Source organism: Kitasatospora sp. NPDC048298 (assembly GCF_043201465.1).
Lineage (GTDB): Bacteria > Actinomycetota > Actinomycetes > Streptomycetales > Streptomycetaceae > Kitasatospora.
In genome coordinates this window covers 229,579-244,534 of record NZ_JBICYZ010000006.1, presented here as the reverse complement: position 1 = coordinate 244,534, position 14,956 = coordinate 229,579, and the positions used below count along the sequence as shown (strand labels likewise).

17 protein-coding genes are annotated in these 14,956 nt (G+C 74.4%); 9 read left to right on the top strand and 8 right to left on the bottom strand.

Annotated features, from left to right (window positions below):
• Positions 1 to 111: 111 nt before the first annotated feature.
• Complete coding sequence (locus ACGF0D_RS08030) at positions 112 to 1,269, top strand: acyl-CoA dehydrogenase family protein (protein WP_392914343.1); 1,158 nt, start codon at positions 112 to 114, stop codon at positions 1,267 to 1,269.
• A gap of 99 nt (positions 1,270 to 1,368) precedes the next feature.
• On the opposite strand, the gene ACGF0D_RS08025 is transcribed toward ACGF0D_RS08030, so the two are convergent.
• Entirely contained in the window at positions 1,369 to 1,635 is a 267-nt protein-coding gene (locus tag ACGF0D_RS08025; RefSeq protein WP_392867977.1) for a hypothetical protein, read from the bottom strand.
• Positions 1,636 to 1,816: 181 nt separating this feature from the next.
• On the opposite strand from ACGF0D_RS08025, the gene ACGF0D_RS08020 reads away from it, so the two are divergent.
• On the top strand, positions 1,817 to 2,134 hold the full coding sequence (locus tag ACGF0D_RS08020; protein ID WP_392914342.1) for a cupin: 318 nt from the start codon (positions 1,817 to 1,819) through the stop codon (positions 2,132 to 2,134).
• Here the strand turns inward: ACGF0D_RS08020 and ACGF0D_RS08015 are convergent.
• Positions 2,124 to 2,729 carry a TetR/AcrR family transcriptional regulator gene (locus ACGF0D_RS08015; protein ID WP_392867982.1) on the bottom strand — a complete coding sequence of 202 codons (606 nt, stop codon included), beginning with the start codon at positions 2,727 to 2,729 and terminating at the stop codon, positions 2,124 to 2,126. The two genes, ACGF0D_RS08020 and ACGF0D_RS08015, sit on opposite strands and share 11 nt — an antisense overlap.
• A gap of 83 nt (positions 2,730 to 2,812) precedes the next feature.
• On the opposite strand from ACGF0D_RS08015, the gene ACGF0D_RS08010 reads away from it, so the two are divergent.
• The gene (locus ACGF0D_RS08010) at positions 2,813 to 4,369 is read left to right on the top strand and encodes an MFS transporter (protein ID WP_392914341.1); all 1,557 of its coding nucleotides are present in this window, start codon (positions 2,813 to 2,815) and stop codon (positions 4,367 to 4,369) included.
• A 79-nt stretch (positions 4,370 to 4,448) separates the two neighbouring features.
• Here the strand turns inward: ACGF0D_RS08010 and ACGF0D_RS08005 are convergent, their stop codons facing one another.
• The gene (locus tag ACGF0D_RS08005) at positions 4,449 to 4,727 is read right to left on the bottom strand and encodes a type II toxin-antitoxin system RelE/ParE family toxin (protein ID WP_392914340.1); all 279 of its coding nucleotides are present in this window, start codon (positions 4,725 to 4,727) and stop codon (positions 4,449 to 4,451) included.
• A 5-nt stretch (positions 4,728 to 4,732) separates the two neighbouring features.
• Entirely contained in the window at positions 4,733 to 5,014 is a 282-nt protein-coding gene (locus ACGF0D_RS08000; RefSeq protein ID WP_392914339.1) for a type II toxin-antitoxin system Phd/YefM family antitoxin, read from the bottom strand.
• Positions 5,015 to 5,181: 167 nt separating this feature from the next.
• On the opposite strand from ACGF0D_RS08000, the gene ACGF0D_RS07995 reads away from it, so the two are divergent.
• The 4 genes from ACGF0D_RS07995 (at position 5,182) to ACGF0D_RS07980 (ending at position 8,445) form a co-directional block, all read left to right on the top strand.
• The gene (locus tag ACGF0D_RS07995; RefSeq protein ID WP_392867990.1) at positions 5,182 to 5,751 is read left to right on the top strand and encodes a methyltransferase family protein; all 570 of its coding nucleotides are present in this window, start codon (positions 5,182 to 5,184) and stop codon (positions 5,749 to 5,751) included.
• A 220-nt stretch (positions 5,752 to 5,971) separates the two neighbouring features.
• A complete protein-coding gene (gene tatA / locus ACGF0D_RS07990) occupies positions 5,972 to 6,277 on the top strand; it encodes a Sec-independent protein translocase subunit TatA (protein WP_392867992.1) in 306 nt (101 codons plus the stop codon).
• Positions 6,278 to 6,428: 151 nt separating this feature from the next.
• Positions 6,429 to 7,838, top strand: coding sequence for a hypothetical protein (locus ACGF0D_RS07985; protein WP_392914338.1), 1,410 nt, complete (start codon positions 6,429 to 6,431; stop codon positions 7,836 to 7,838).
• An 85-nt stretch (positions 7,839 to 7,923) separates the two neighbouring features.
• Entirely contained in the window at positions 7,924 to 8,445 is a 522-nt protein-coding gene (locus ACGF0D_RS07980) for an ion channel (protein ID WP_392914337.1), read from the top strand.
• 136 nt (positions 8,446 to 8,581) lie between these two features.
• Here ACGF0D_RS07980 and ACGF0D_RS07975 read toward each other — a convergent pair whose 3' ends face one another.
• The 4 genes from ACGF0D_RS07975 to ACGF0D_RS07960 form a co-directional block, all read right to left on the bottom strand.
• Complete coding sequence (locus ACGF0D_RS07975; protein WP_392867999.1) at positions 8,582 to 8,755, bottom strand: hypothetical protein; 174 nt, start codon at positions 8,753 to 8,755, stop codon at positions 8,582 to 8,584.
• A gap of 20 nt (positions 8,756 to 8,775) precedes the next feature.
• A complete protein-coding gene (locus tag ACGF0D_RS07970; RefSeq protein WP_392868002.1) occupies positions 8,776 to 10,335 on the bottom strand; it encodes a protein kinase in 1,560 nt (519 codons plus the stop codon).
• A 423-nt stretch (positions 10,336 to 10,758) separates the two neighbouring features.
• Complete coding sequence (locus tag ACGF0D_RS07965; RefSeq protein WP_392914336.1) at positions 10,759 to 11,844, bottom strand: hypothetical protein; 1,086 nt, start codon at positions 11,842 to 11,844, stop codon at positions 10,759 to 10,761.
• Positions 11,841 to 12,731, bottom strand: a complete 891-nt coding sequence (locus ACGF0D_RS07960; protein ID WP_392868008.1) for an RNA polymerase sigma factor — start codon at positions 12,729 to 12,731, stop codon at positions 11,841 to 11,843. The genes ACGF0D_RS07965 and ACGF0D_RS07960 overlap by 4 nt, the downstream gene beginning before the upstream one ends.
• A 426-nt stretch (positions 12,732 to 13,157) precedes the next feature.
• On the opposite strand from ACGF0D_RS07960, the gene ACGF0D_RS07955 reads away from it, so the two are divergent.
• Together ACGF0D_RS07955 and ACGF0D_RS07950 are read left to right on the top strand one after the other, a co-directional pair.
• Entirely contained in the window at positions 13,158 to 13,868 is a 711-nt protein-coding gene (locus ACGF0D_RS07955) for a hypothetical protein (RefSeq protein ID WP_392914335.1), read from the top strand.
• A 194-nt stretch (positions 13,869 to 14,062) separates the two neighbouring features.
• The gene (locus ACGF0D_RS07950; protein ID WP_392914334.1) at positions 14,063 to 14,803 is read left to right on the top strand and encodes a VC0807 family protein; all 741 of its coding nucleotides are present in this window, start codon (positions 14,063 to 14,065) and stop codon (positions 14,801 to 14,803) included.
• The last annotated feature ends 153 nt before the right edge of the window (positions 14,804 to 14,956 follow it).

Below are 14,956 nucleotides of genomic sequence, written 5' to 3'. Positions count from 1 at the left end.
CGGCCGACTCTGGACAGCCGAAGCTACCCCCGATTAACTTGTGGGGCCATCACCAGGCACGTTCCGCTCCGGTCGGCAGCCCCGGCCGGTGCCGTCGAAGGGAGCGCCGCCGTGCGCCGCACCGTGTTCAACGAGGACCACGAGGCCTTCCGGGAGACCATCCGGGACTTCATCGCCAACGAGGTCGTCCCGGTCTACGAGAGCTGGGAGGCCGAGGGCCACCCGCCGCGCGACTTCTACCGGCAGCTCGGCGCGCTCGGCGTCTACGGCATCGAGGTGCCGGAGGAGTACGGCGGCGCGGGCGAGAGCGGGTTCAAGTACCAGGCGGTGATCGCCGAGGAGACCGCCCGGGCGGGCGTCAGCTTCGGTTCCTCCGGCGTGCACACCGGCCTGGTGCTGCCCTACCTGCTGGAGTACGCGAACGAGGAGCAGAAGCGGCGCTGGCTGCCCGGCTTCGTCTCCGGCGACATCATGACCGCGATCGCGATGACCGAGCCGGGCGCCGGCTCCGACCTCGCGGGCATCTCCACCACCGCGCGGCTCTCCGAGGACGGCACCCACTACGTCCTGAACGGCGCCAAGACCTTCATCACCGGCGGTGTGCTGGCCGACCTCGTCCTGGTGGTCTGCCGCACCGCCCCGCACGACCCGGAGAACCGCCGGGCCGGACTGTCCATCGTCTGCGTGGACACCGCCTCCGAGGGCTACACCGTCGGCCGCAAGCTCCAGAAGATCGGCCTGCGCACCTCGGACACCGCCGAGTTGGCGTTCGACGACGTCCGGGTTCCGGTGGAGAACCTGCTCGGCGAGGAGGGCCGGGCGTTCTCCTACCTGACGCACAACCTGGTGCAGGAGCGCCTCGCGATCGCCGTCGGCGCGTACGCGGCGGCCGCGGCGGCGGTGCGGTTCGCGGTGCAGTACGTCAAGGACCGCAAGGTGTTCGGCAAGGCGGTCGCCGAGTTCCAGAACACCAAGTTCACCCTGGCCGACTGCGAGGCCCAGGTGGTGGCGCAGCAGTCGATGGTGGACCGGGCGCTGGAGCTGTACCAGAACGGCGAGTTGACCGTCGCGGACGCGGCCGCGGCGAAGCTGTTCTGCACCGAGTCGGCCTCCACCGTGATCGACAAGTGCCTCCAGCTGCACGGCGGTTACGGCTACATCCTGGAGTACCCGATCGCCCGGCTCTACACCGACAACCGGGTGTTCCGGATCTACGGCGGCACCAGCGAGGTCATGCGCAGCATCATCGCCAAGTCGCTCGGCCTGTAGGGCCGTTCAGCCCGTTCAGCCAGTTCGAACGCTGCGGCGGGTCGCCCTCGGGCGGCCCGCCGTACCCGTACCGGCACCCTCACCGGCGGCCGTCCCGGCTCAGTTGGGCGAGCTGTGCTCGGCGCGCCAGGCCTCCCAGCCCGCCGTGGACGCCACCCGCGCCTCGCGCAGGGCCCGTTGGGCCATCGCGGCCGGTCGCGCCTCCAGGCCGCGCACCCACGTGCGCCCCGCGGTGAGCAGGGCTACGCAGACCATCGTCGCCCCGGCCGCGCTGAGCACCGTGCCGATCGCGGTGAGCGCCAGGCCGCCGGCCAGCACCGGACGGTTGACCTGGAAACCGCTGAACATTCTCTGGTTGGTCGCCATGCCTCCACGATGCGGGCAGTCGGCGGGGGCCGCACCTCGGACTGCTCGGGTGGGACGGCCCGGGGCCGGTCTCCTGGATTTCGTCGGATCAGGGCGCGGCGCCTCCGGGTGCGGGCCGCCCGGGCGTCCGCGACCCTGGGCACACGGAGTGCGCCCGGACCCGGAGCGAGGAGGAGGTGCGATGCCCGATCTCGAACAGCTCGCCGTGGAGCACGCCGCCCGGGCGGCCGAGAGTCCGCACGGGCGCAGCGCCCACCTGGTCCTGCACGACGGGATGCTGCGGCAGACCGTGATCGCGCTGACCGCGGGCACCGCGCTGGACGAGCACAACCCGCCCACCGCGGGCAGTGTCCAGGTGCTGCGCGGCCGGGTCTCGCTGACCATCGCCGGCCGGCGGCTGGAACTGCCGGCCGGCCACCTGGAGCCCGTCCCGCAGGAGCGGCACGGGCTGCTGGCGCACGTCGACTCGGTGGTGCTGCTGACCGCCGTCACCGCGTAGCGGGCGGGGGCTCCACGGGGTTGAACACGCTGTCGCTGACCAGCCGCAGTCCGCGCAGGAAGTCCTGCCCGCTGGGCGCGAGTTCGGGCGCGGCCAGCCACTGGGCGCAGTAGCCGGCCAGCAGGGTCTGGTAGAAGGCCCCGCGGGCGACCTCCTCCTCGGTGTCCGGCACCTCGGGCACCCCCTGGAACACGGCGGCCAGCCCGAGCCGCCCCTCCTTCTGCGCCGCCGCGAAGGCCTGCGCCAGGTCGGGGGCGTGCCCGGCCTGGGCGAGCGCCTCGAACTGGGCCGCCCAGAGCCCGCGGTGCTCGACGAAGACGCCCCGCAGGCCGTCCCAGACGGCGGCGAAGCGCACCTCCGGGTCGTCCGACACCTGGTTGGCGGCGATCACCACCGCTCCCATGGCCGCCCCCATCTCCCCGATCGCCTCGACCATCGCCGCGTTGAGCAGCGCCTCCTTCGAGCCGAAGTGGTAGCCGATCGCGGCCAGGCTGACGCCGGAGGCGGTCGCGACGTCACGGGCGGTGGTGCGCCCGTAGCCCTTCTCGTACAGGCAGCGCTTGGCGCCGGCCATCAGGTCTTCGCGGTTTCCCATGCCCTGATCCTACGGAAGCCCTGGACGGATGTCTTGCACATTTGTACTAGACAAGCGTCTGACACATCCGTACCGTCTTCCCCATGACCGCAACCACCGGCCGCGCAGGCCGTCGCGAATGGATCGGCCTGGCCGTTCTCCTGCTCCCGACCCTCGTCCTCACCATGGACATGGGCGTGCTCTTCTTCGCCGTCCCGTACATCTCCACCACGCTGGCGCCGAGCGGCACCCAGCAGCTGTGGATCATGGACATGTACTCGTTCCTGCTGGCCGGGCTGCTCATCACGATGGGTGCCCTGGGCGACCGGATCGGCCGCCGCCGGCTGCTGATGATCGGCGCCGCCGGCTTCGCGGGCGCCTCGCTGCTGGCCGCCTGGTCGCACGACGCCGGCCAGCTGATCGCGGCCCGCGCGGTGCTCGGCGCGGCCGGGGCCACCGTGATGCCCTCGACGCTCGCGCTGATCCGCAACATGTTCCACAACCCCAGGCAGCGGCAGATCGCCCTCGGCGCCTGGGGCGGCGTCCTCACCGCGGGGGCCACCCTCGGCCCGGTCGCCGGCGGCCTGCTGCTGGAGCACTTCTGGTGGGGCTCGGCCTTCCTGCTCGCCGTCCCGGTGATGGCCCTGGTGCTGCTGACCGCGCCCGTCCTGCTCCCCGAGTACCGCTCCCCCGGCCGCACCGGCCGCTTCGACCTGCTCGGCGCCGTACTCTCGCTGGCCGCGATCCTGCCGCTGGTCTACGGCGTCAAGACGGTCGCCGTCGACGGCTGGAGCCCGCTGCCGGGGCTCGCCATCCCCGCCGGGCTGCTGCTGGCCGCCGCCTTCGTCCGGCGCCAGCGCACCGCCGCCGACCCGCTGCTCGACCTGAGCCTGTTCCGGATCCGCACCTTCAGCGGCGCGATCAGCGTCAACAGCATCGCGATGTTCGCGATGATGGGCTTCTCGCTCTTCACCTCGCAGTACCTCCAGCTGGTCAAGGGCATGAGCCCGCTGACCGCCTCGCTCTGGTCGCTGGTGCCGAGCCTGGGCGTCGGCGCGGCGGTCGGGATCAGCTCGGCGCTGGCAGGGAAGGTCCGCCCGGCGGTACTGATGGGCGGCGGGTTCCTGGTCGGTTCGGCGGGCTTCGCGATGATGACCCGGGTCGGGGCGCACTCCCCGCTGGCGCTCATCCTCACCGCGGCGGGCGTGCTGGCCGCCGGGACGGTCGGCACCATGACGATGACCGCCGAGATGGTCGTCTCCGCCGCCCCGGTCGAACGGGCCGGCGCCGCCTCCGCCACCTCCGAGACCGCCGTCGAACTCGGCAGCTCGCTCGGCATCGCCCTGCTCGGCGCGGCCGGCGCCGCGGTCTACCGCCACCGGCTGGACGGTGCCCTCCCGGCCGGCGTCGACGGCGAGGCCGCCCGGGCCGCCCAGGACACCCTCGGCGGCGCGGTCACCGTCGCCGGCCACCTGCCCGGCCGGGTCGGCGCCGACCTGCTGGAGACCGCCCGCACCGCCTTCACCGACGGCCTGCACGTCGCGGCCGTGGTCGGTCTGGTCTTCGCGCTGGGCGCCGCGGCCCTGGCCTACCGCCTGATGCGCCACCTCCCGGCCGCCACCACCGCACCCACCGCCGAGCCCGAGACCACCCCCGTCTGACCCACCCGGCCCGATCCACGCGAGTCATCGAGAGCCCCCGCCCACCCGGCCGGGGGCTCTCCGCCGTGTTCGGCCAGGGCTACAGGTGGCGATAGATGTCCCGACGATTGCCGACCGACATGACCCATACGACCAGGGCCCCGGCCTCGATGGTGTAGAGGACCCGATAGTCCCCCACCCCCAACCGCCAGCGGGCGTGGTGCCCCTGAAGCGCCTTGACATCGAAAGCCGAGGTGTCGCCATCATCCAGAGCGACCCGCAGCTCGGTGAGCCGGTGGAGAATCCCGACCGCATCCAGCCGGGGCACCTTGAGAAGTTCCCGCTGCGCGCGCGGACTGAACCGTGTGACGTACCCCATCGCGGTCAGCCTTGGTGCTCGCGAAGCATGGCAGCCATTTCCTCCAGAGAGACGGAGCCGTCCAGCCCCTCGGCCTCAGCCTCGTCCGCAAGGCGGTTCAGCCACTCGTCCTCGGCCCGCTCCGCGACATCCTTGAGGCGCTGGTACTCGGCGATGTCGATCACCACCGCTTCCTGCCTGCCCCGCCTCGTGATGATCGTCGGGGTCTCGTCGCGCCTCGCCCGGTCGATCACGTCCGCGAGGTGACTCCGCACATCGGCCATCGACTCGATCACTGGCTCACTCATGGCGCAAATGTAGCAGATGTACATCTGTTGCATCGACAGCCCGTGGCGGCGGCGCGGGGACTCCACCCGGAGGTGGAGCGCGGCGGGTCCACCCCCGGGTGGGTGTGCCGGCGGCCCGGTCGGAGGACCGTGGAGGCACACCTCGGATCCGACCGCCGGGAGTCCTGATGCCCCTGCCCTCCCTCCTCTCCCTCCTCGGCCTGCTCTGCTGGATCGCCTACGAGCTGCTGCTGCGCCGGCGCGAGGACGCCTCCGCCGGCACCTGGCACGCCGACCGCCGCGACCGCGGGTCGACCCGGCTGCTGCTCGGCTGCTACGCGGCCTCGGTCCTGGTCGTGGCGCTGTTCGACCGCGCCGGGATCGGCGAACTGCCCGCCTGGGCGCGCTGGTTCGGGGTCGCCATGGTGGCCGCCGGGCTGGCCCTGCGGGCCTGGGGCATGCGCACCCTGGGCCGGTACTACACCCGCACCCTGCGCACCGTGGAGACCCAGCAGCTGGTCCGCGGCGGCCCGTACCGGCTGATCCGGCACCCCGGTTACACCGGCAGCCTGCTGGTCTGGGGCGGCTACGCGGTCGGCACCGGCAGCTGGGTGGCCGCCCTGGTGGTCGCGGCGCTGCTGCCGGCCGCGTACGGCTGGCGGATCTCCGCCGAGGAACGGCTGCTGCTGGACGCCTTCGGGAGCGAGTACGAGGAGTACCGTCGGGTGTCGAAGCGTCTGGTGCCGTTCGTCTATTGAACGCGCCGAACGCACCGGCACGAGCGGCGCATGTGAGCTTCGGCACCTGTAATTCGGCCAGCTGGGCACCGCGGTCCTCGCGATCCGCCTGCACGGCACCTGGTTTTTGGCCAGCGTTTCCCGGCCGGTGTATCCGTTCGCCGTCAGGGCCAGGCATACTGGCCAGCACGGGCGCTAGCGCCCGCCATGACTCTAGACAAGAAGGGACCGGTGGCCAGGGATGCTGCGGAACGGTCTTGAGCCCTGGCACATTCTCGTGGTGCTGGCGGTCGTAGTCCTGCTGTTCGGATCGAAGAAGCTGCCCGAGATGGCCCGTGGTCTGGGCAAGTCCATGCGCATCCTGAAGGCCGAGACCAAGGCCATGCGCGAGGACGACACCCCGGCGGACGCCGCCGGTACCGCGCAGAGCACCGCCGGTACCGCGCAGAGCACCGCCGCTCCCCAGCAGAGCGCCGACCGCCCGGCCGTCACGCCGACCAACGTGACCAAGGCCACCGAGACCAAGCGGCCCGAGACGACCGCCTGATCCTCACTCCTTGACTCCGGAAAGCCCCTGGTGACCCACCAGGGGCTTTCCGCGTTCCGGGGCCGTCCGGGCACCCGGGCCCTCCCGACTGGCCGTCCGATCTGATCCGTTGTCTCCTGGTATGCACCCACCGGAGGAACGGAGTCCCGGCATGCCCACCGACGAGCCCGGCGGCGAGCGCGACGGTAAGCGTGACGGCGAGCCCGGTGCCGGCTCCGGTCCCGGTGACGGTCCCGGCGACGGACTGGCCGAGCTGCGGGCCCGGCTGAGCGCCGTCGAGGCCCAGGAGGCGCGGCTCGCCGAGCAGTTGGCAGCCGGGCCGGCAGCGCGCCCGCCCCGGCACCGGGTGCGCTCCTTCTTCGCCGCCCTGCTGATCGTGCTGGCCTGTGTGCTCACCCCGCTCGGCGCCCTCGCGCTCTGGGCGAGGTCCGAGATCAGCGACACCGACCGCTACCTCGCGACGATGGCCCCGCTGGCCGAGGACCCCCGGATCAAGGCGGCCGTCACCGACCGGGTGACCGCGGAGATCATGAAGAAGCTCCCGCTCGACTCGCTGCTCGACGGCCTCGCACCGGACGACAAGCCCAAGCTCGGCGCGTTGCTGGGCGGCGTCGGCCAGGCCCTGGAGGGCGGGCTCAGCGGCTTCGTCCACACCCAGGTCGAGCGGCTGGTGGACAGCGACGCCTTCGTCACCCTCTGGACGGACGTCAACCGGGACGCGCACGCCGCCGTCGTGCAGATGGTGACCGGGCAGGGCGGCGGCGCCGTCGAGGTGCACGGCAACACCGTGGTGCTCGACCTCGCCCCGGTGATCGCCCGGGTGAAGTCCAAGCTGGTCGACCAGGGGATCCCGCTGGCCTCCCGGATCCCGGAGATCCACACCTCCTACCCGCTGGTGCAGTCCGACGCCCTGCCGGAGATCCGCACCGCCCTGCGGGTCCTGAACCTGGCCGGGTTCTGGGTGCCGGTGCTGGCCGGCGCCTGTGCGCTCGGCGGGGTGCTGCTCGCCGCGCGGCGCCGCCGGGCCGTGGTGGTGGCGTCCCTCGGCATGGCGGGCGGGGCGCTGCTGCTGGGCGTCGGGCTGAGCGTGTTCCGGGCCGTCTACCTGGACCGGCTGCCGGCCGACGTCGACCAGGCGGCCGCCCAGGCGGTGTACGACACCCTGGTGCGGTACCTGCGCTCGGCCGTCCGGGTGGTGGTCACCCTCGGCCTGCTGGTCGCGCTCGGCGCCTGGGTCATCGGCCCGGGGCGCTGGGCGCGCACCGTCCGGGGCGGCTGGCGCGCCGGGCTGGGCGGGGTACGGCGGGCGGCCGGACGGGCCGGCCTGCGGCTCGGGCCAGTCGGCCGGTTCGTCCACCGCTGGAAGGCCCCGCTGGGCTGGCTGGCGGTCGCGCTCACGGCACTGGCCTTCGTGCTGTGGAGCTACCCGACGGTGCTGGTGACGCTCTGTCTGGCGCTCGGGCTGCTCGCCGTCCTGGCGGTGCTGGAGCTGCTGGACGAGCCGGGGGCGGGGCGGGCCGAGCGGGCCGGGCCGGTCGGGCCTTCTCGGCCGGTGGCCTGAGGGGGAGCCCGGGGTCCGGCGGGGGCCGGCCCGATCGGAGCAGGCGGGAGGGCGGGCGGGAGCGGGTGCGGCGAGGCTGGACGGGATGTCCGAGAACCCGCCGCCGCCTACCGACCTGAGGGCCTGGTTCTGGCTGCTGTGCGCGTCGACGCTGCTGATGGTCGGGTACTTCACCCTGCCGTTGGAGTGGCTGGGCGAGCGCCGGCCGCGGCTGAGCTGGCTGGCCTTCGTGGGGGCGCTGGCCGGGATGAGCTGGCTGATGCTGGCCAAGATCGTCGGCGTGATGCGGGGCACCGCCAAGCGGCCGGTGGTCTGGCTGATCTTCCTGATCTTCCTCGCGCTGACCATCTTCGCGGGGACGTACTTCGTGCTGGGCTCGCACAAGGCGGAGTTCGACGGGCTGGAGACCCGGCTGGACGCGCTGTACTTCACGGTCGTGACGATGGCCACCGTGGGGTACGGCGACATCACCCCGGCGGGGCAGACGGCCCGACTCGTGGTGACGCTCCAGATCGGGTACAACTTCGTGTTCCTCGCGGCCGCGGCCGGGACGGCGTCCCGGGCGATCCGGGGGAACGTCGAGCAGAGGATCCGGAAGCAGGAGTGAACCCGCCGGCGTCGGCGCGGGCGGGCCCGTACCAGCGGACGGCGCGGGCGACGACCGCGTCGAACCGCGGGCCGTGGGCCGTGGGCCTGGGCCGAACCCACCGCCTTGTCCACAGGCTGTGGACAAGGCGGTGGACTCAGGAACGGCTGGTGTCGATCACGCAGAAGCGGTTGCCGTCCGGGCAGGCGAGGACCGTCCAGTCGTCCCCGACCAGGCCGCCGCGCGGGACGTAGTCGAGGGCGGCCGTCCGGAAGGCGACGGCGCGGGACATGTCGCAGACGCCGAGGGCGAGGGATCCGATCGTCAGCACGGGCCCGTTCTGGCGGGCCGTCAGTCGTCCTGGAGGTCGGCGGCGGTGTGGAGGGTGGCGAACAGGGCCGAGAGGCGGGTGTTCCAGTTGGCGTACGTCGGGACGTCGACGGCGTGCTTCTTGCCCATGTCCCGGACCACCTTCTGGGCGTTCCTGAGCTCCTGGGCGGCGTCGTCCGGGTTGCCCTCGTTGAGGCGCGCGGCGGTGGCGTCGAGGATCCTCAGCAGCTCCGCCTGCTTGTCCCGTTCCTTGCCGACCTGGGCCTGGGCGACGGCCTGGCGGAAGGACTGGATCTGCAGCGCGGCGGGCTGGTTGCGCGGGACGGCCGAGGTGGGCGTGGAGGGCGCGGTGGTGGTGGGCGCCGCCGAGGTCGGCGTGGAGGCCTTCGGGGCGGGGGTCGTGGCCTGGGTGGTGGGCGTCGCCGCCGGAGCGGTGGCCGCGGCCGGTTTGGCGGCGGCCGCACCATCGGCCGGTCCGTCGAAGGCGGTGAGGGCCAGCGCCGTGACCCCGGCGAGGCCCGCCACGCCCAGCGCCCCGAGCACCAGCGGCTTGCGCCGGCTGCGGGCGGGGGCGGGGACAGGGGCCGGCGCCGGGGCGGGGGCGGGGATCGGCGCCATCACCGAGGTGGCGGCCGGCGGCTGGGGCGGCAGCACGGTGGTGTGCTGCTGGTTCGGCGAGGGGGCGGCGGCAACGGGCGGGAGGAACCGGGTGGCGGCCCCGGCGGTGTTCGCGAGCAGTTCGGCGGTCGGGTCGCCGACCATCAACCCCGGCACGGTGGTGAGGAGTTCGGCCCGCGCGGCGGCCGCGTCGGCCGGGCGGTCGGCCGGGTTCTTGGCCAGCAGCCGCAGCACCGCCGCGTCCAGCGCGGGCGGCAGGCCGGGGCGGCGGACGGACGGCGGCAGGGGCTGCTCGCTGACGTGCTTGAAGGCGATCGCCACCGGGGTCTCCGCGGTGAACGGGGTCGCGCCGGTGAGCATCTCGGTGAGCACGCAGCCGACCGCGTACAGGTCCGTCCGCCCGTCCAGCGCCGAGGCGGTGGCCTGTTCGGGCGAGAGGTAGGCGGCCGTACCGAGCACGCTCGCGGTCTGGGTGAGGTTGCTGGAGGAACCGGCCCGGGCGATGCCGAAGTCGACGACCTTCACCCCGCCGTCGTCGGTGATCATGATGTTCCCGGGCTTGATGTCCCGGTGCACCAGTCCGGCCGCGTGCGCGACCGACAGCGCCTCGCAGACCGCCGCCGCGATGCCGACGGCGCGCTCCACCGGCAGCGCCTGCCGCTCCGCCAGCAGGGCGGCCAGCGAACGGCCGCTGACCAGCTCCATGACGATGAACGGGGTGCCCTGGTCCACGCCGGAGTCGAAGACCATGACGATCCTCGGGTGCGCCAGCATGGCCGCGTGCTGGGCCTCGCGGCTGAAGCGCTCGGCGAAGCGGGGGTCGTCGGCGAGACCGCCGTTGAGCACCTTGACGGCCACCTGACGGCCCAGCACCCGGTCGACGCCGCGCCAGACGGTGGCCATGCCGCCGACGCCGAGCAACTCGACGAGTTCGTAACGCCCGTTCAGCGCCCGTCCGATCACCTGGAGCTCCCCTCACGTGCCCTGCCCGGGGTCCCGGGCCGCCTCGTGCACCTGTGCACGATAGCCGCACCGCCGGTCGGGCCGAACGCCCCGACCAGGGGCGGAGGGTGGCGGTCGGGGGACCGGGCAGCGGTCCCCCGGCCGCCGGCACGGGGGTGCGGCCCGCCCTGACTGCGGGCGGGCGGGCCGCACGTTTCCGGGCCGGCCGGGCCGGCGGCGCGTCCGGGGGGTGCGCCTACCGGTCCGGCCGGGGCCGGCCGGGTGGCCGGTGGGCACGGGGGAGCCGACCGGCCACCCGGGGTCTTCGGGTGGTACTGCTTCCCGCGGGTGGTGCGGGATGGTGCGGGTACTGCGGGTGGTGCTGTTCCGGGTGGGCGGCGAGCCCGGGGGGAGTCGCTCGCCGCCCACCCGGAGTTCTCGGGGTTACCTCTCGGCCGACTGCTGGTTCTCGGACCGGTCGGGCTTGCTCGGGCGGACGTCCTGCGTGCCGGGGACGGTCGGGGCGGGCGGGAGGGTGACGCCGGACTTGCCCGGCCTGGTGCCGGCGCCGCCGGTGTCCTGGCCGTTGCCGTTGCCGCCGCCGTCGGCGTTGCCGTCTCCGGCGCCGCCGCTTCCGTTGCCGTTGCCGCTGCCACCGGTCCGGCCGCCGTCGCTGTTGCCCTTGCCCGCTCCCGCACCGGGCACGGTGCCGGGGCGGCCGGGCCCCCGCGTCGAGGTGGTGGCGCCCTGGTGGTCGCCGTCCTCGTCGCCGATCGCGGCCTTGCAGTAGTCCGTCACCTGGTCCGCGCCGCCGGCCGCCGTGACCAGCGGGCCGTACAGCGGGTCGCCGACCAGCTTGCTCGGGCGCTCGCCCTTGGCCGCTCGGTCGGTGAAGCCGGTGCAGAGACCGAGCAGCGCGGGCGGGGCGGCGGTTCGCAGGCCGCGCCCCTCGGCCGAGGGGGTGCCGGGCGTCGTGGGATCGGACGGGACGACCGCCTGCGGTCCGCCGGACGGACGGGCGGCGCCGGACGTCACGGCACCGAACGGGGCCACGCCCGCGGACGGACCGACGGTCGACGAGCCCGGCACGGGGCCGCCGGCCGCGTCCCCACTCGCGAGCCCGTGCTCCGGCGCGGACGGGCCGCCGCCCAGCGGGGACGGCAGGTTGCCGGTTCCGGCGGCGACGGCGACCCCGCACAGCGCGGTGGTGCCGAGCACGACGGCAGTGGCCTTCGTGCTGAAGGCCCTGGCCAGCGCGGCGGTTGCCATCGATCGTCTCCGGACGGGGGTCACTGTCGGGTCGGGCGCGAGACTCGCCTTCCGGAACGCGGCCAGGGCGGCCTCCTCCCCGGCCAGTTCCTCGACCGTCGCGGGAGCGGCGGCCGCGGCGAGCACCCGGGCGAGCTGCCCGGGACCGCCGTCCGGTCCGGTGAGCGAGGCGTCCTGCCCGGCCGACGGGCCGCCCACGGCACCGCCGAGCAGCTGCTCGGCGGCATCACGGTCGATCCGACGGGATCGGTTGGTGCTCATCTCATGTCCTTCAGCGTCGCGGCCCGGCGTTCTGTCACACCCTGCGGAGAACTTTTTTTCGCGGGTTTCCCCGTGGGTCGCCCGGCGGCCTCGCCCGCGCTCACTCCGGCGGCTGTTCCGGGGGCGGTCCCGGCAGTGGTTCCGGCGGCCGTTCCGGCGGTTTCGGGCCCCGTACCGGCCTCGGCGCGGGCCGCCCGTCCGCCGGCCCGGGCGGCCGGGATGCCGCCCCCGGACGCGAGCGGCTCGACCAGCTTGGCCAGCCGCCGCAACCCCCGGTGGGCGGCCATCCGGACGCTGCCGGCCCGCTTGCCGAGCACCCGGGCGGCGCTCTCCGCGTCCAGCTCCATGACCACTCTCAGCAGCACGGCCTCGGCCTGGTCGCGCGGCAGCCGGGAGATCAGGGCCAGCGCGTCGGCGGTGCCGACCGTGGTCAGCGCGGCCCGCGCGGTGTCGTCCCCCGCCGCCAGCTCGGCCAACTGTTCGACGGGCAGGTCGGCGACCGGACGGCGACGCCGGGCGCGCAGGTGGTCGAGGGCGCGGTGGCGGGCGACGGTGGCGGCCCAGCCGCGGAAGGCGTCCCCGTCCCCGGAGAAGCCGCGCAGGTCCCGGGAGATCTGCAGCCAGGCCTCGGACGCGATGTCCTCGGCGTCCTGCGCGTCCTCCGGCCGACCTCCGACCAGCACCCGCAGGTAGCGCAGCAGGCCCGGCTGCACCGTCCGGAACAGCAGCCGGAACGCCTCCTCGTCCCCGCCCTGCGCGGCCCGGACCGCCTCGGTCAGGTCGGGGCGGGCGGAGGCCGGGCCCGGTGGCGGGCCGTCGGGTGGTACTGGTCCGGACCGGCCGACGGGGCCGTCGGTGCCCGCTCCGGGGCGCTCTGCACTCTGCACCCGCCACATGATGCGCCATTCGGGCGAACACTTCGGCTCCGGCCGAACGACCGGCGCGACCGGGGCCAAGGTCCCGAGGACTGCTGCCGTTCGCCCACGGCCCGGGCGGGCCCGTCCGCCCTACGTTGTCGGTAGGCGAAGCAACCCGGCCGCCGCCGCACCCGGACGCCGGGTCCGACGGCACTCCCGGCCCGCCACCGCGACCCCGCCCCGTTCGAGGGCGCACGCACGACCCGTACCGGCCCCGGTCGCACACCCCTCCCGGGTTTGGGCCGGCCCTCCGGGGACCAGCACCGACGGGGAACTCCCACCGGCGGGCCTCTCCCCCAGCGCAGGGGCCCGTCCCCGGCGGAGAGCACCACCGACGGGGCGCGGCTCCCCGGCGGGGACCGCCACCGGCAGCACGACGAGCAGGGAAAGACCACGATGACGACCGCCCACGAGCTCCACGAGCACCACGGGCTCCACACGAAGGGCCTGCGCGAGCACCTCGCACCCGCCCTGCGCGCCCTGGGCCTCACCGGGTGGCGCCGGACCTTCAGCCTGCCCGACGCGAGCCACTGGCTGCTGCTCGGCCTGGTCGAGCGCCCCGCCGCCGACCGGGTGCCCTTCACCTTCGACCTCTCCGTGGTCCGCCGCACCGACTGGGCCGTCGCGGACCTCCCCGGGCACCGACCCGACCCGCGCACCCGGTACGGCATCGAGACCTGGCGGGCCCGGATCGGCGAGGTGCTGCCGGTCGGCGAGGACGTCTGGTGGGAGGTGCTGCCAGGGCCGCGCTGGCAGCTCCCGCTGGACGACGCCGTCGCCGCCGTCCGCCACTACGGCCTGCCGGAGCTGCGGCGCCGGGCCGAGGCGGACCGCGCCCCTACCGGGGAGGCCTACCTGCTCCCCGCCGAGCTGGAGGCGGTCAACGCCGCGCTGCTGACCGCCTCGGTGGCCCGGGTGCAGCGCGCCGAGCTGGCCGACAAGGCACTGGTGCTGACCGGCGCCTGGACCTCGGGCGACGGCGTCGCCCGGACCGTCCTGGCCGGGGTCGCCCGGGGCTTCCTGTCCGCCGGGGACGAACGCTTCGGCACCGTCCGCTGCCTGGACACCCTGGGCCGCGAGCTGTGGACCTTCCCCGTCGGGGAGTAGCCCCCGGGGGGCACCCCGCTTCCCGGGCGAGGCAGGGGAAGCAGCAGGTCGGAGGCGGTGTCACGGCGCGCACCATGACAACTGTCACGCGGATGACGCAACGGACGGCACTGCTCTGACGGAGGGTCCGGCGGAAAGACTGGAGGCACGACGCGGGCAGTGGCCCGCGGCCACCAGCCGGGGAGGAACCCACCGTGAGCCAGACCGTCAGTGCCGCCGCCGTCACCAGCACCGCCGCCGCTCCCGCCCTGGCCGTCACCGCCGCCCACGCCAAGACTCCCAACCCGCTGGTCTCCGGGCTCCGCCCGCTCGCCCTCGACGTGGCCGCGCCGCTGGCCGGCTACTACCTGCTGCACTCGGCCCTCGGCCTGAGCGAGTTCGCCGCGCTGGCCTGGAGCAGCGCCTTCCCGGCCGCCCGGACCGTCCTCGGCCTGCTGGGCGAGCGCAGGCTGAACCTGTGGGCCGCCCTGATGCTGACCGTCAACCTGGCGGGCCTGGCGCTGACCTTCGTCACCGGCGACGCCCGACTGATGATCGCCAAGGACGGCGGCCTGAGCGGCACCGTGGCGCTGGCGATCCTGGTCTCCGCGCTGATCGGCCGGCCGGTGATGACCCCGATGCTGATGCCCTTCCTCACCAAGGGCCGGACGGAGCGCGCCGCCGCCTGGCAGCGGCTGGTCGAGGGCCGGGCGGCCGGATCGCGGGCGTTCCGCCGCCACGAGCGGCTGTTCTCGGGCATCTGGGGCACCGCGCTGCTGGCCGAGTGCGCGGCCCGGGTGGTCGGCGCCTTCACCCTGCCGGTGTCGACCATGGCCTGGCTGTCCACCGTCCTCCTGATCGGCGCGATCGTGGCCGGTTCGATGCTCGGCCAGATCGCGGTCGAGCCGATGGAGCGGCTGGTCCGCGCCGAGGCCGAGGCCCCGACCGCCGCCTGAGCGCGCCGCACCCTCCCCTCCCCGTCGCTCCCCTCCCCGCGGCTCCCCTCCCCTCCGGCTTCGCTGAACAGCCGGTTCCGAGGACTCGAACAGCGAGGAACCATCCGGATCCCCCGGGAGTCGTTCATAACGAGGGGGTAACGGGACCCCCGA